Here is a 13928-nt window from a genome sequence, read left to right as displayed (position 1 = left end):
CCTTTCGGGTCGCTTGTTTGCGGCTGCGTCAATCGGCGGCGTGTGCCGTCATGGCCACATGGGCCACCTCGCGCGTGTCCGGCCCCTTGCCGCTCCAGCGATCGAGCGCCAGGTAGATCACCGGCGTGATGTACAGCGTCACCGCCTGCGACAGGATCAGGCCGCCCACCACCGCGAGGCCCAGCGGCTGGCGCAGCTCGGCGCCGGCACCGAGGCCGAGGGCGATGGGCAGGGCGCCCATCAGCGCGGCCAGCGTGGTCATCATGATGGGCCGGAAGCGCAGGATGCAGGCCTCGCGGATCGCGGCATCGGGCGTCATGCCGCCATTGCGCTGCGCATCGAGGGCGAAGTCGATCATCATGATCGCGTTCTTCTTGACGATGCCGATCAGCATCACGATGCCGATGGTCGCGATGATGGTCAGGTCCATGCCAAACAGCTGCAGCGTGATCAGCGCTCCCACCGCCGCCGAGGGCAGGCCCGCGAGGATGGTGATTGGGTGGATGTAGCTCTCGTAGAGCACGCCGAGCAGCACATAGATCACCGCCAACGCCAGGCCGATCAGCAAGAGCTGGCCCGACTGCGAGTCCTGGAACACCGCCGCATCACCGCCGTAGCTGGTGATGATGGACCCGGGAAGGCCGATCTCTTTGGTGTAGGCAGAGATCGCCTTCGTTGCTTCGCCCAGCGGCATGTCAGGCGCCAGGTTGAACGAGAGCGTGATGGCCTGCAACTGGCCCTGGTGATTGACCGAAGTGGGCCCCAGGCCGCGCTGCACGGTGGCAAAGGCGGTCAGCGGTACCAGCGAGCCGTTCTTGCTGCGCAGGTAGATCTTGTCGAAGGCGTCCTCGCCCATGCGGTCGGCGTCGCTGGCCTCCATGATCACCTGGTAGGTGTTGCTCTCCGCAAAGATGCTGGACACCTGGCGCTCACCGAAGGCGTCGTAAAGCATCGAGCGCAGGTCCTGCATCTGCACGCCCAGCAGGTTGGCGCGCTCGCGGTCGATGACGAGGTTGGCCTGCAGGCCGCGCAGCTGCGAGTCGCTGGTCACGTCGCGGAAGATCTTGCTGTCCTCGCGCAGCTTGGCCTGCAGCTTCTGCGACCAGGTGCTCAGCTCGCCCGCCGCGACCGACTGCAAGGTGAACTGGTAGCGGCTCTTGCTCTGGCGGCCACCCAGCTGCAGGTTCTGGACGGGCCGCAGGAAGACTTGCAGGCCCGGCACGGCGCGCAGGTCCTTGCGCAGGCTTTCCAGCACCTTCACCATCGGCGGCCGCTCCTTGCGCGGCTTCAGGTTGATGAACATGCGGCCGGTGTTGGTGGCGCCGGTGGCGTTGGGCCCGCCGCCGACGGCGGCCGAGACGCTCAGCACCGCCGGGTTGTTCTTGACGATGGCCGCCGCCTGCTCCTGCAGCACGGTCATGGTGTTGAAGGAGGTGTCTTCGCTGGCCTCGGTGCTGGCCTGGATCTGGCCTATGTCTTCCTCGGGAAAAAAGCCCTTGGGGATGGCCATGTACATCCAGATCGTGGCCACGAAGCTCAGCAGGGCGACGCCGTAGACCCAGCCGCGCCGCGCGAGCGCCCAATCGAGCGAGCGGGCATAGGCGTTCTGCGTGGCCTTGAAGCCGCGCTCGAACCACTGGCCGAGCTTGCTTTCTTCCGTGTCGTGGTGCGGCTTCAGGTAGCGGCTGCACAGCATGGGCACGAGGGTCAGCGAGACCATGGCCGACACGAGGATGGACAGCGAGACCACCACCGCGAACTCGTGGAACAGGAGGCCGATCACGCCCGGCATGAAGAAGATCGGGATCAAGACCGCCACCAGCGAGATCGAGATCGACAGGATGGTGAAGGTCATCTCGCGCGCGCCGCGCACGGCCGCCTCGAAGGGCTTGGCGCCGTCCTCGATGTGGCGGTAGATGTTCTCCAGCATCACGATGGCGTCGTCCACCACCAGGCCCACGGCGAGGGTGATGCCCAGGAGCGAGATGTTGTCCAGGCTGTAGCCCAGGGCGAACAGCAGGGTCAGCGCACCGATCAGCGAGATCGGCAGCGACAGCGCCGGGATCAGGGTGGCGGCCGCGCGGCGCAGGAAGATGAAGATCACCATCACCACGAGGCCCACGGTCAGGGCCAGCGTGAGGTACACGTCGTGCAGGGACTCGCGCACCGAGACCGAGCGGTCGTTCAGCGTGCTCATCTGCACCGAGTCCGGCAGCTGGGCCTGGAAGCGCGGCAGCATGGCCTTGACGGCATCGACCACCTTGACCGTGTTGGCGTCCGGCTGGCGCTGCACGGCCAGCACGATGGAGCGCTCGCCGTTGAAATTGCTGAAGGACTTGGTGGTCTCGAAGCTGTCCTGGACGTCGGCCACGTCACGCAGGAAGACCGGCGCGCCATTGCGCGTACCCACGACGAGGGCGCCGAACTCGCGGGCGCTCTTCAGCTGTTTGTTGGCCTGGATGGTGAGGGTCTGGCGGTTGCCGTCCAGCACGCCCACCGGCGTGTTGGCATTGGCGCTGCGGATCGCCGTCTGCAGCTCTTCCAGCGTGATGTTTCGCTGCGCCAGCAGGTCGTTGCGCACCTTGATGCGCACGGCATAGCGCTTCTGGCCAAAGATCGAGACCTGGGCCACGCCGTCGATGGTGGAGAGCGCCGGCGTGATCAGGTTCTCGGCGAAATCATTCAGCTCGGTGATGTTGATCGAGGGCGAGGTCAGCGCCACCAGCAGCACCGGCGCATCGGCCGGGTTGACCTTGCGGTAGCTGGGCGGCGAGGTCATCTCCACCGGCAGGGCGCGCAAGCTGCGGAACAGCGCGGCCTGCACGTCGACTGCAGCAGCATCAATGTTCCGCGAGGGGTCGAACTCCAGCGTGAGGTTGGTGGAGCCTAGGCCCGAGCTGGACGAGATCGTGGTCAGGCCGGCAATGGTGGAGAACTGCTTCTCCAGCGGTAGCGCGACGGACGAGGCCATGGTCTCGGGCGAGGCGCCCGGCAGGCTGGCCTGCACATTGATGACCGGCGTGTTGTAGCTGGGCAGGGCGGCGACCGGGATCTTGCTCCAGGCCGCCAGGCCGGCGATCACCACCGAGATGTTCAGCAGCACGGTCATCACCGGCCGCCGGATGAACAATTCAGTCCAGTTCATTTGGAGGCACCCGAAGCGGCTTCAGAAGCCTTGCGCGCCGGTGCTGCCGGATTCAGTGACGCGGGCTGCAGCTTCAAGGGCACGCCCGGCCGCAGGTTCTGTTTGCCGTCCAGCACCACCTGCTCGCCCGGCGCCACGCCCTCAACCACGACCAGCTCGCCGAACGGGTAGCGGGCCTGCACCGTCTTCTGCACGGCGGTCTGGTCGGCGCCCACCACATAGACCGAGCGCTCGTTGCCGCGCTGGATGATGGCGGCCTGCGGCACGACCACGGCGTCCTTCAAGGTGCGCAGCACCATGCGCACGCGCACGTACTGGCCGGGCCACAGGGCCTGCTTGTCGTTCCCGAACTCGGCCTTGAGCTTCAGGGTGCCGGTGTTGGCATCGACCAGGTTGTCGACGAAGGTGACGCGGCCCTTGATGGGCTCGGCGTCCTTGCCGGGGCGGCTGCCGGGCATGATCACCTGCGCTTCCAGCCCCTCGGCCTTGCTGCCGCGCGTGGCGGCCAGCACGGCCGCGAGCTGGGTTTCAGGCACGACGAAGCCGACGCCAATCGGATGCAGCTGCGCGATGCTGACCAGGGGCAGGGCCGTGGCATTGGCCTGCACCAGGGTGCCGGGCACCACGTTCAGCTGGCCGGCGCGGCCGGCGAAGGGCGCGCGCACCTCGTTGTAGGAGAGCAGGACCTGGGCGGCCTGCACGGCGGCCTCGTCGGACTGCACCAGGGCGCGCTGGGCCTCCACATTGGAGAGCGCCGTGTCGACCGCGTTCTGGGCCACGAAGCCCTGGGCCTTCAGCTCCTCCGCGCGCTTGAGCTGGCGCTCGAAGTCGGCCAGGCTGGCTCGGTCGCGGGCCAGCTGGGCGCGGGCCTTGTCCAGGTTGGCGCGGTCGGCGCGGTCATCGAAGCGGAACAGTGGCTGGCCCTTGCGCACCATGTCGCCGTCCTTGATCAAGAGCTCGCGCACGGTGCTGGTGGTCTGGGCGCGCAGATCGACGGTGGCCAGGGCCACGACGGTGCCGCTGGCCTCGATGCTGACAGGCACGTCCTGCTGCTGCGCCTTCCAGACGCCCACCAATTGCGGGCCGCCGCGTGCCGCTGCAGAGGCGCCCGAGGCCGGCGCGCTGGCGGCTGCGGCCGCCTCGCCATTGCTGGCTCCCCGCCCCTTCCACCACCATCCCGCGCCCGCCAGGGCAATCACGACCAGGGTCAGGGCAAGAGGCTTGCTGCGCATGCGGAGGGCTTTCTTCTCAACGAGGGCTTGGAATCAGGGCCGGGAGCTTAAGTGTGCCTCCCAGGCTGAATGTTTCGCGCCGGTGAAGCGCGGGGACATTCGGCCTGGCATTTGACGACAAGCCGCTCTCAGCCTTGCAGGGCCAGGGCGAGTTGCGCACCGACCCGCGCATTGTTCTTCACCAGGGCGATGTTGGTGGCCAGGCTGCGGCCGCCGGTCAGCGCCTTGATGCGGGCCAGCAGGAAGGGCGTGACCGCCTTGCCGGTGATGCCCTGGGCGGCTGCCTCCTGCAGGGCTTGGACGGTGATCGCATCGATCTCGGCGCGCTGCATGGCCTCACTCGCCGGCACCGGGTTGCTCAGCACCACGCCGCCAGCGAGGCCGAGGCCCCATTTGGCGCGCAGAAAGGCTGCCTGCTCGGCCGCCGTGTCGAGCCGGAAATCGGCCTTGAAGCCGCTGTCCGGCGTGTAGAAGGCGGCGAAGTTGTCTTGCCCCACCGAGACCACGGGCACGCCCTGCGTCTCCAGGTATTCCAGCGTCAGCGCGATGTCGAGGATGCTCTTGGCGCCGGCGCAGACCACGGCCACCGAGGTCTTGGCCAGCTCCTGCAGGTCGGCCGAGATGTCGAAGGTCTCCGGGGCGCCGCGATGCACGCCGCCTATGCCACCGGTGACGAAGACACAGATGCCGGCCAGCTGGGCGCAGATCATGGTGGCGGCCACGGTCGTGGCGCCGACCTTGCCGCTCGTGATGGCGTAAGGCAGGTCGCGGCGGCTCAGCTTCAGCGCGTCGCTGCTGCGGCCGAGCAGGTCCAGCTCCTCGCTGGAGAGGCCGACGCGGATCTTGCCGCCCATCACCGCAATGGTGGCCGGCACGGCGCCCTCGGCGCGGATGATGGCCTCCACCTCGCACGCCGTTTCCACGTTCTGCGGATAGGGCATGCCATGGGAAATGATGGTGGACTCCAGCGCCACCAGGGGCTTGCCGGCGGCGCGGGCGGCCGTCACTTCGGCCGAGTATTCGAAATAGTGCTGCATGCTTGTTCAGTCCAGGGTTGTGGGCGAGAGGTCCGGGTGGACCGTCGCCGTGGTTTGCAGGGTGAGGGCCGCGAGGCGCAGGCCTTGGTGGCAGGCGGCCTCGAGGTCCTCGGGATCGCGGTCCAGGCCGTGGCAGAGGCCGGCGGCAAAGGCATCACCGGCGCCGGTCACGTCCAGCACCTCGGTAGGGGGCGCGGCCAGCGAGCCGAAGCGGCCGTCCGGGCGGCTGTAGAGCAGGCCGGCGCGGCCTTGCGTGATCACCAGGTCCTGCAGGCCGCGTTCTCGCAGGGCCGCCAGGGCCTGGTTGCGGGCCGTGGCGCTCTTCATGGGGGCGCCGATCAATGCTTCCAGCTCGCCGAGGTTGAGCACCAGGCAGCGCAGGCCCTGCAGCTGCTCGGGCAGGCGGTCCATCTTGGGTTCAGACACGGCCACCAGCACCGTGGGCTGGCCGGCCGCATGGGCTTCGGCGAGCAGCAGGGCGAGGCTCTCGGCCGGCAGGTTGAGGTCGGCGATCAGCATCCGCGCCTGGGCGCGCTGGGCCGCTGTGCTGCGCAGGAAGTCGGGGCTCAAGCGCTCGGCCAGTTCCATGTGAGCCAGGGCCACCAGCATCTGGCCGTCGGCGTCGAGCACGGCCGTGTAGCTGCCGGTGGCAGCGTCGGCGATCTGCAGGCTGCCGCTGGTGTCGAGGCCCGCCGCTTGGGCCTGTGCCAGCAGGCCCTGGCCGGTGGCATCCAGGCCCACGGCCGTCAGCAGCTGCACCGGTAGGCCCAGGCGGGCCAGGTTCTCGGCGATGTTGCGGGCCACGCCGCCCGGGCTCTCCTTGACCAGGCGGGCCGGGTTCGAGGTGCCGGGCCGAATCGGTGACAAGCTGCTCAGCTTGCGGTCGATGTTGGCCCCGCCTATGCACAGCAAAGGCGAGCGCTGCGGCAGGATGTAGGCCCGGCCCAGCAATTGCCGCTCGCGCGTCAGCGCGGCAATATGGCCGGCCACCGCCGAACGCGACAGGCCCAGCTGCTGGGCCAGGTCCTGCTGGCTGATGAAGGGATTGTTGCGGATCAGCTCCAGCAACTGTTCTTTCTTGCTTGGCATCGGCGGATTGTGACGCGGAATGAACAATTGTTTTTGTCTAGGGACATTTGTCCTTCGACTTTGAAGGGAGTACCACGCATGCGTACCAAGAATCTCTGGGTGGCTGCAACTGCCTTGCTGCTGGCCGGCCCTGCTCTGGCTGGCGATGGCAAGCTCTTGCTGACCGGTGGCGTGTCCAGCGTTGAAGGCGCGGCCGGCGGCGGCCTCACGCCCTGGGCCGTGATCGGCAGCTATGCCACACGCGGGGAGTGGGGCGCCACAGCGCATGCCACGCGGGTCAAGACGCAGGACTACAGCTTGACGACCGACGGCGCCCTCGTCAGCTGGGACGAGCGGCTCGAGCTGTCGCTCGCCAAGCAGAGTTTTGACACCGGCGCCACCGGCACGGCGCTGGGCCTGCCCGGGCTCAAGCTCAAGCAGGACATCTTTGGCGCCAAGCTGCGCGTGGCCGGCGATGCCGTGCTGGACAGCGACAGCGCCATGCCGCAGATCGCCGTGGGCCTGGAACACAAGGGCGGCGATGCCGGTGGCCTGCAGGCCACGCTCACGTCGCTGGGTGCGAGCAAGAACGGCACCGACCTCTACGTCAGCGCCACCAAGCTCTTCCTGGCCCAGGGCATCCTGGTGAACGCCACCTTGCGCGCTACCAAGGCCAACCAGATGGGCCTCTTGGGCTTCGGCGGCACGGCCAGCACGAGCTACAGCCTGCAGCCGGAGTTCTCGCTGGCCTACCTCTTCAGCAAGCAGCTGGCCGTGGGCCTCGAGTACCGCGCCAAGCCCGACAAGCTCAACCCCAGCGCCCTCGGCGCCGGCCTGCGCGAGGAAGACTGGAAAGACCTCTTCATCGCCTGGGCGCCGAGCAAGCACTTCTCGCTGACCGCCGCCTACGTGGACCTGGGCCGCATCGTGCCGGCCGTGATCCCCAAACGCCAGACCGGGACCTATCTGTCGGCCCAATTGGCGTTCTGATCGAGAGGAAACCCATTATGTTCATCCGCAACACCCTGATTGCCCTGTCCCTGCTGGTGGGCGCCTCGGCCTTTGCCGGCGACGACAGCCTCTACCGCGAACTCGGCGAGAAGCCCGGCATCGCCAAGCTGATGAGCGACTTCAGCGGCCGCCTGAAGCGTGACGAGCGCATTGGCCACTTCTTCAAGGAAACCAATCCCAAGGGCCTGGCCGAGCAGCTGACCGATCAGGTCTGTGTGCTCAGCGGCGGCCCTTGCAAGTACGAGGGCGCGAAGATGAAGAATTCGCATGCCGACCTCGGCATCGCCAAGAAGGACTTCAACATCCTCGTCGAGGTGCTGCAGCAGAGCATGGACGACGCGGCCATTCCGTTCGCCACGCAGAACCGCTTGCTGGCCCTGCTGGCGCCCATGCACCGCGACATCATCACGCGCTGATCAGTACGGGCTTTTCAGCGCGCTGCAAGCAATCGCTTCCGGCCGCCTGGCCGCGCCTGCCTCGATGCGGACGCGTGCCAGGCTGGCGGTGAAGGCGCCGGTGGTGGAGAGTGCGAACGGAATCTCGACCTTGGTCAGGTCCGTGCCGGCCGCCGCGAAGCAGCTCAGCGGTACGACGAAGCGGCGTGGCTTGTTCATGGGCGTCTGCGCCAGCGGTGCCGAGAGGTCCAAGCCCTGGTCATGGCCCATGGCCAGCCTCACCGGCTGCGTGGCGGCCTGCTCCACGCGCAGGTCGAACACCAGGGCCGCATCGCGGTAGGTCTTCTGCAGGTCCACGCGCTGTGGCGCATAGGCCAGCACCTTGGCCGGGCCGCTCCAGCGCAGGCGCTTGGCATCCTGCTGCTGGTGCATGTCGGTGGTCGTGAGTTCGATATCGGGGCGGGTCCAGGTGCCGTTCAGGTCGTCGCCGATGCGCAGCTCAGGCCATTGATTGCTCGGGCTGTTCAGAATCAGCGCATAGGGAGCCTGGGCGCTGCGCTCGAAGATCATCAGCTCCTTGCTGGCCGCGCAGCCGCCTTCCGGGTGCTGGGTGCTCAGCTGAGGCACACGGATCTTCTGGCCGTAGTGCAGGCCATAGCCCATGGCGAACAAGGGCTTGCCCCCACGTGGGCAAGCCTCGCGCGGCCAGGCGAAGGGCAGCTTGCCCTTGAAGCCAGCGCCGCCTTGCAAGAGCACATCGGCCACACCGCCACCCTCGGTGCCGGGTAGCCAGGCGGCGACGAAGGCGTCGGACAGGTTCAGCAACTCATTGACGAACAGCGGCCGGCCCGCAATGAAGACCGTGATCACCGGCTTGCCCTGCCCGCTCACCGCTTGCAGCGCGGCCAGGTCTTCCGGATGGCGGTCGGCATGGCGCAGCGTGCCCCAGGGCGGGATGTCGCCCACGCCCTCGGCATAGGGCGTCTCGCCGATGACGGCGATCACCGCATCGAAGTCAGCCACGCGCACGTCCTTGCCATCGATGCTGAACGTCACACGCTGCTGGCCCAGCTGCTCGCGCAGCCCGGCCAGCACGCTCTGGCCGTTGGCGAAATCGCTGTTCCTGTTGCCCGTGCCCTGCCAGCTGAGCGTCCAGCCGCCGGTCTGGTTTTCCAGGCTGTCGGCGCTCTTGCCGACCACCAGCACGCGCGCATCGCGCCCCAGCGGCAAGACCTGGCCCTCGTTCTTCAAGAGCACCAGCGATTCGCGCACCGCGCGGCGCGCCAGCTCCCGGGCTTGCAGCGCCTCGGCCTTGCCGGCGAACCGGTTCTGCGCCGGGCTCTTGTCGAACAAGCCGGCACGCAGCTTGACGCGCAGGATGCGGCGCACGGCATCGTCGATGCGAGCCAGCGGTATCTCACCGCGCTCGACCAGGGCGATGGTGTCCCGGATGAAGGCCTGCCAATGCTCGGGCACCATCACGAGGTCGACGCCGGCATTGATGGCCTGGGCGCAGCGTGTGTCGCTGCAGCCAGCCACCTGGCCAATGCCGTTCCAGTCGGACACGACCAGGCCATCGAAGCCCATCTGCTCCTTCAGCGCCGTGGTCAGCAGGTGGCGATGGCCGTGCAGCTTGCCTTCGTCCTGGTTGTGGGCCGTGTCGAACCAGCTGTTGAACGAGGCCATCACCGTCTGCGCGCCGGCACCGAGGGCGCCGTAGTAGCCACGGCCGTGCAGGTCACGCAGGAGCTTCTCGCTGGTGCGCGTCTGGCCCTGGTCGCGGCCGAGGTGCGTGCCGCCATCGCCGATGAAATGCTTGGCCGTGGCCAGCGCGCTGTCGTCGCTGCCCAGCTGCCCCTGCAGGCCGCGCACGAAGGCGGCGCCGAGCTGCTCGACCACGGCCGGGTCGGCCGAGTAGCTCTCGTAGGCTCGGCCCCAGCGCAGGTCCTGCGAGACGGCCAGCGTCGGCGCAAAGGTCCAGGGGATGCCGCTGGCGCGCACCTGGCGCGCCACGGCTGTGCCTATCTCGGCCACCAGGGCCGGATTGCGCGTGGCGCCGAGCGCCATGTTGTGCGGGAACAGCGTGGCCCCGAGCACGTTGTTGTGGCCGTGGACCGCGTCCGTGCCCCAGATCACCGGCACGGGCGTCTTCATGTCCGTGCTCATCGAGGCCTGGTGATAGGCCTCGGCCAGCTGCACCCAGTCCTGCAGCGCCGCGTACTTGTTGTTGCCGGGCCAGGCACCGCCGCCGTTCAGCACCGAGCCTATGTAGAAGCGCCGCACCTGCTCGGGCGTGACGAACTTGATCTCCGGCTGCGTCATCTGGCCGACCTTCTGCGCCAGCGTCATGCCGGCGAGGATCTGGTCTATGCGCGCCTCCAGTGCCGAGTCGCGCTGCACGGGGCTCTGCACGGCGGGCCAGCGGACCGGCTCGGCGGCCAGCGCGGGCAGGGCGACGAAGAGCAGCGAGAGCGCGAGGCGTGAAAGCATGGGGCGGGCCGGGTCGTGCGGTCGCCGGGATTCTTAACGATCCCCCCATTGCATTAAAGAAACGTTAACCCTAGCATCGCTGCCACCCCGATTGGGGACGGCTACAGTCACGCTCCCATGAACCTGCTGCTTGCCGAAGACGATGCACTGCTGGCCGATGCCTTGTCGGCCCAGCTGCGCCGCGCCGGCTTCGGCGTCGAGCATGCGCCGAACGGCGCCGTGGCCGAGTACCTCTTGCAGAAGCAGGACTTCGATGTCGTGATCCTCGACCTCGGCCTGCCCCTGGTCGATGGTCTGACCGTCCTGAAGCGCGCCCGTGCCGCGCAATGCCTGACCCCGGTGCTGGTGCTGACCGCACTGGACGGCCTGGACGACCGCGTGGCCGGCCTCAACGCCGGTGCCGACGACTACCTGACCAAGCCTTTTGATTTCCCCGAGCTGGAGGCCCGCCTGCATGCGCTGATGCGCCGGGGCCGGCCGCAGGCCCGCGCCACCTTGACGCTGGGCCCGCTCAGCTTCGACCGCGGGGCCCGGCGTGCCAGCGTGCGCGGCGCGGTGCTGGAGCTGAGCCCGCGCGAATGGTTGCTGCTGGACCTGCTGCTCACCGAGCAGGACCGCGTGGTCAGCAAGCAGCAGATCACGCAGGCCTGGGCCCTGGATGGCGGTGATGCGGGCGGGGGGTCCATCGAGGTCTACATCCACCGCCTGCGCCGCAAGCTGGAGCGCTCGGGCCTGGCCATCCGCACGGTGCGCGGCCTCGGCTACCTGCTCGAGAACGAGGCGGCGGTGGCATGAAGCTGGTGGCGGTGCCCGGCGCGAGATCGCTGCGCCGGCAATTGCTCACCTGGCTGCTGCTGCCCCAGCTGGTGCTGTGGATCGCCGCCGCCTTCTTCACCTACCAGTTGGCCGCCGGCTATGCCAATCGCGCCATTGATGCCGGCCTCTCGCAGGCCACGCGGGCCCTGGCGCGCCAGGTCAAGCCGCAGGACAACGGCCTCCTGATCGACTTTCCGCGCGCCGCGCAGGACATCCTCGAATCCGACCCCAGCGACCGCCTGCTCTACATGGTCAGCACGCCGCCGGGCCAGTTCATCCTCGGCAACAAGCACCTGCCGGGCCTGCCCGCCGGCGCGGCACCGCAAATCGGCGAGCCCTTCTACTACGACGGCGTGCTGCGCGAGCCCCAGCACGGCGAGGTGCGCGTGCGGGTGGCCGCTCTGCAGCTGCGCTATGGCGAGGCCGGCAGCCCGGGGCAGTTGCTGCTGGTGCAGGTAGCGCGCTCCAGCGCCAACCGCGAGGAGCTGGCGCGCCAGATCCTGCTCGACATGGTGCTGCCGCTGTCGGTGCTGATGCTCTTGATGACCCTGATCGTCGGCGCCGGCATCCGCGCTGGCCTGGCGCCCCTGGCCCTCTTGCAGCGCCAGGTCGAGGGCCGTGCCGCGAATGACCTCGCACCCATCCAGCTCAGCGCCGCACCGCCCGAGGTTCGCGCCCTGGCCGGCGCCATCAATGCGCTGCTGGCCGAGGTGCAGCACAGCGTGGCCGTGCAGAAGCGCTTCATCAGCGATGCTGCCCACCAGCTGCGCACGCCGCTGGCCGGGCTCAAGAGCCAGACCGAGCTGGCCCTGCGCGATGCCGATGCCGTGGGCGATCCGGCCCTGGCCCAGCGCCTGCAGCGTGTGCACGAGAGCGCGGTGCGCAGCGCCCATTTGATCAACCAGCTCTTGACGCTGGCCCGCGCCGAGCCCGACTCCGCCTCCCGCCAGGACCGCCAGCTGATCGACCTGCGCCGCCTGGCCACCGAGCTGACGGCCGAGCTGGTGCCGCGCGCCCTGCAGGCCGGCATCGACCTGGGCCTGGACGATGCGGACGAAGGCACGCCGCCCTTGCCGGTGCGCGGCATCCTGCTCTTGCTGCGCGAGGCCTTGAGCAACCTGATCGACAACGCGATCCGCTACGCTGGGCGCGGAGCCACCGTCACCGTGCGGCTGCGAGCCGAGGCGGGCCGGGTCTTGCTCGAGGTGGAGGACAACGGCCCCGGCCTGCCCGAGGCCGAACTGGAGCATGTGTTCGAGCGCTTCGTGCGCGCCACCGATGAGGGCAGCGGCTGCGGCCTCGGCCTCGCCATCGTGCGCGAGATCGTCGAGCGCCATGGAGGCCGGGTCAGCCTGCTGCCGCTCGCGCCGCAGGGCCTGCTGGCCCGCATCAGCCTGCCGAACCAGGGTTAGTCCTTTGCCCGTGGCGTTAATGCTCCGTTAATAATTTGCGGCACAACAAGCCGCCGGAGACAGCCGCATGCAACGCCCCCTCCTCAAGACCCTGGCGGCCAGCCTGGCCCTGGCCGCTGCGACAGCCTTCGCCGGCGAGGTGGAAGTCCTGCACTGGTGGACCAGCGGCGGCGAGGCCAAGGCGGCCCAGGCCCTGAAGGCCACGCTGCAGGCCAAGGGCCACACCTGGAAAGACTTTGCCGTGGCCGGCGGTGGCGGCGATTCGGCGATGACGGTCCTGAAGTCCCGCGTGGTCTCGGGCAATGCACCGGCCGCCGCCCAGATCAAGGGCCCCTCACTGCAGGACTGGGCCAAGGAAGGCGTGCTCGCGTCCATCGATGATGTGGCCAAGGCCGAGCACTGGGACGAGCTGCTGCCCAAGGCCGTCTCCGACCAGATGAAGTACCGCGGCAGCTACATCGCTGTGCCGGTCAACGTGCACCGCGTCAACTGGCTCTGGGCCAACCCGGAGGTTTTCAAGCGCGCCAAGCTCCAGCCGCCGACCAGCTGGGATGAGTTCTTCGTCGCCGCCGAGGCGCTCAAGAAGGCCGGCATCCTGCCGCTGGCCCATGGTGGCCAGAACTGGCAAGACCTGACCCTGTTCGAGACCGTGGCCATCGGCTTAGGCGGCCCCGAGTTCTACGCCAAGACCTTGGTGCAGCTGGACCCGGCAACGCTCGCGAGCCCGACGATGGAGAAGGTGCTCGCCACCTACAAGCGCATCAAGCCCTACACCGACAAGAACGCCCCCGGCCGCGACTGGAACCTGGCCACCGCGATGGTGATCAAGGGCGAGGCGGCGATGCAGATCATGGGCGACTGGGCCAAGGGCGAGTTCATCGCGGCGGGCAAGCAGCCGGGCAAGGACTTCCTCTGCCTGCCTTCGCCCGGATCGGCCAAGAGCTTCAGCTACAACATCGACTCGTTCGCCATGTTCAAGCTGAAGAACGAAGCCAATGTGAAGGCCCAGAAGGACCTGGCGGCCGCCATCATGTCGCCCGCCTTCCAGGAGACTTTCAACCTGGCCAAGGGCTCGATCCCGGTGCGCGCCGGCATGAAGCTCGACAAGTTCGACGACTGCGCCAAGGCCTCGGCGAATGACTTTGCCGCTGCGGCTAAGGGCGGCACGCTGATCCCCTCGCTGGCCCATGGCATGGCCGTGCCGGCCGCCGCCGAAGGCGCGATCAAGGACGTGATCAGCAATTTCTGGAACAGCGACAAGATGACGGCCGCTGATGCGATGAAGCGCCTCGCTTCGGCCGCCAAGACACGCTGACCACGCG

10 protein-coding genes are annotated in these 13928 nt (G+C 68.3%); 5 read left to right on the top strand and 5 right to left on the bottom strand.

The genetic code is table 11. From position 1 onward, the window contains the following. Positions 1 to 28 precede the first annotated feature (28 nt). From J7U46_RS09035 to J7U46_RS09020, 4 genes are all read right to left on the bottom strand, one after another. Positions 29 to 3145, bottom strand: coding sequence for an efflux RND transporter permease subunit (locus J7U46_RS09035; protein WP_282824864.1), 3117 nt, complete (start codon positions 3143 to 3145; stop codon positions 29 to 31). Then, the gene (locus J7U46_RS09030; protein ID WP_282824862.1) at positions 3142 to 4377 is read right to left on the bottom strand and encodes an efflux RND transporter periplasmic adaptor subunit; all 1236 of its coding nucleotides are present in this window, start codon (positions 4375 to 4377) and stop codon (positions 3142 to 3144) included. Before J7U46_RS09030 ends, J7U46_RS09035 begins: the two co-directional genes overlap by 4 nt. 128 nt (positions 4378 to 4505) lie before the next feature. Beyond that, positions 4506 to 5414, bottom strand: coding sequence for a pseudouridine-5'-phosphate glycosidase (locus tag J7U46_RS09025; RefSeq protein ID WP_282824861.1), 909 nt, complete (start codon positions 5412 to 5414; stop codon positions 4506 to 4508). Between the two features lie 6 nt (positions 5415 to 5420). Then, positions 5421 to 6503, bottom strand: a complete 1083-nt coding sequence (locus J7U46_RS09020) for a carbohydrate kinase (RefSeq protein WP_282824860.1) — start codon at positions 6501 to 6503, stop codon at positions 5421 to 5423. 78 nt (positions 6504 to 6581) lie between these two features. On the opposite strand from J7U46_RS09020, the gene J7U46_RS09015 reads away from it, so the two are divergent. Further along, the gene (locus J7U46_RS09015) at positions 6582 to 7472 is read left to right on the top strand and encodes a DUF3034 family protein (RefSeq protein WP_282824859.1); all 891 of its coding nucleotides are present in this window, start codon (positions 6582 to 6584) and stop codon (positions 7470 to 7472) included. A 17-nt stretch (positions 7473 to 7489) separates the two neighbouring features. Further along, positions 7490 to 7909: a group 1 truncated hemoglobin gene (locus J7U46_RS09010; RefSeq protein ID WP_282824857.1), complete on the top strand. Its 420-nt coding sequence runs from the start codon at positions 7490 to 7492 to the stop codon at positions 7907 to 7909. On the opposite strand, the gene J7U46_RS09005 is transcribed toward J7U46_RS09010, so the two are convergent. Beyond that, a complete protein-coding gene (locus tag J7U46_RS09005) occupies positions 7910 to 10378 on the bottom strand; it encodes a glycoside hydrolase family 3 protein (protein WP_282824855.1) in 2469 nt (822 codons plus the stop codon). It lies immediately after the preceding gene. A 117-nt stretch (positions 10379 to 10495) separates the two neighbouring features. Between J7U46_RS09005 and J7U46_RS09000 the strand changes: the two genes are divergently transcribed. The 3 genes from J7U46_RS09000 to J7U46_RS08990 all read left to right on the top strand — a co-directional run bounded on the left by J7U46_RS09000 (position 10496) and on the right by J7U46_RS08990 (position 13921). Then, a complete protein-coding gene (locus tag J7U46_RS09000) occupies positions 10496 to 11173 on the top strand; it encodes a response regulator transcription factor (protein WP_282824853.1) in 678 nt (225 codons plus the stop codon). After that, the gene (locus J7U46_RS08995) at positions 11170 to 12606 is read left to right on the top strand and encodes a sensor histidine kinase (protein WP_282824852.1); all 1437 of its coding nucleotides are present in this window, start codon (positions 11170 to 11172) and stop codon (positions 12604 to 12606) included. The genes J7U46_RS09000 and J7U46_RS08995 overlap by 4 nt, the downstream gene beginning before the upstream one ends. Before the next feature lie 67 nt (positions 12607 to 12673). Further along, entirely contained in the window at positions 12674 to 13921 is a 1248-nt protein-coding gene (locus tag J7U46_RS08990; protein ID WP_282824851.1) for an ABC transporter substrate-binding protein, read from the top strand. Positions 13922 to 13928: the final 7 nt, after the last annotated feature.

Source organism: Pelomonas sp. V22 (assembly GCF_030014915.1).
Lineage (GTDB): Bacteria > Pseudomonadota > Gammaproteobacteria > Burkholderiales > Burkholderiaceae_C > JAUASW01.
Note: the sequence above shows the minus strand (reverse complement) of the source record. Positions and strands in the feature narration are given on the sequence as shown.

Coding starts and splice junctions, on each gene's coding strand:
- J7U46_RS09035 (WP_282824864.1), bottom strand. CDS start 3,145: ATGAACTGGACTGAATTGTTCATCCGGCGGCCGGTGATGACCGTGCTG.
- J7U46_RS09030 (WP_282824862.1), bottom strand. CDS start 4,377: ATGCGCAGCAAGCCTCTTGCCCTGACCCTGGTCGTGATTGCCCTGGCG.
- J7U46_RS09025 (WP_282824861.1), bottom strand. CDS start 5,414: ATGCAGCACTATTTCGAATACTCGGCCGAAGTGACGGCCGCCCGCGCC.
- J7U46_RS09020 (WP_282824860.1), bottom strand. CDS start 6,503: ATGCCAAGCAAGAAAGAACAGTTGCTGGAGCTGATCCGCAACAATCCC.
- J7U46_RS09015 (WP_282824859.1), top strand. CDS start 6,582: ATGCGTACCAAGAATCTCTGGGTGGCTGCAACTGCCTTGCTGCTGGCC.
- J7U46_RS09010 (WP_282824857.1), top strand. CDS start 7,490: ATGTTCATCCGCAACACCCTGATTGCCCTGTCCCTGCTGGTGGGCGCC.
- J7U46_RS09005 (WP_282824855.1), bottom strand. CDS start 10,378: ATGCTTTCACGCCTCGCGCTCTCGCTGCTCTTCGTCGCCCTGCCCGCG.
- J7U46_RS09000 (WP_282824853.1), top strand. CDS start 10,496: ATGAACCTGCTGCTTGCCGAAGACGATGCACTGCTGGCCGATGCCTTG.
- J7U46_RS08995 (WP_282824852.1), top strand. CDS start 11,170: ATGAAGCTGGTGGCGGTGCCCGGCGCGAGATCGCTGCGCCGGCAATTG.
- J7U46_RS08990 (WP_282824851.1), top strand. CDS start 12,674: ATGCAACGCCCCCTCCTCAAGACCCTGGCGGCCAGCCTGGCCCTGGCC.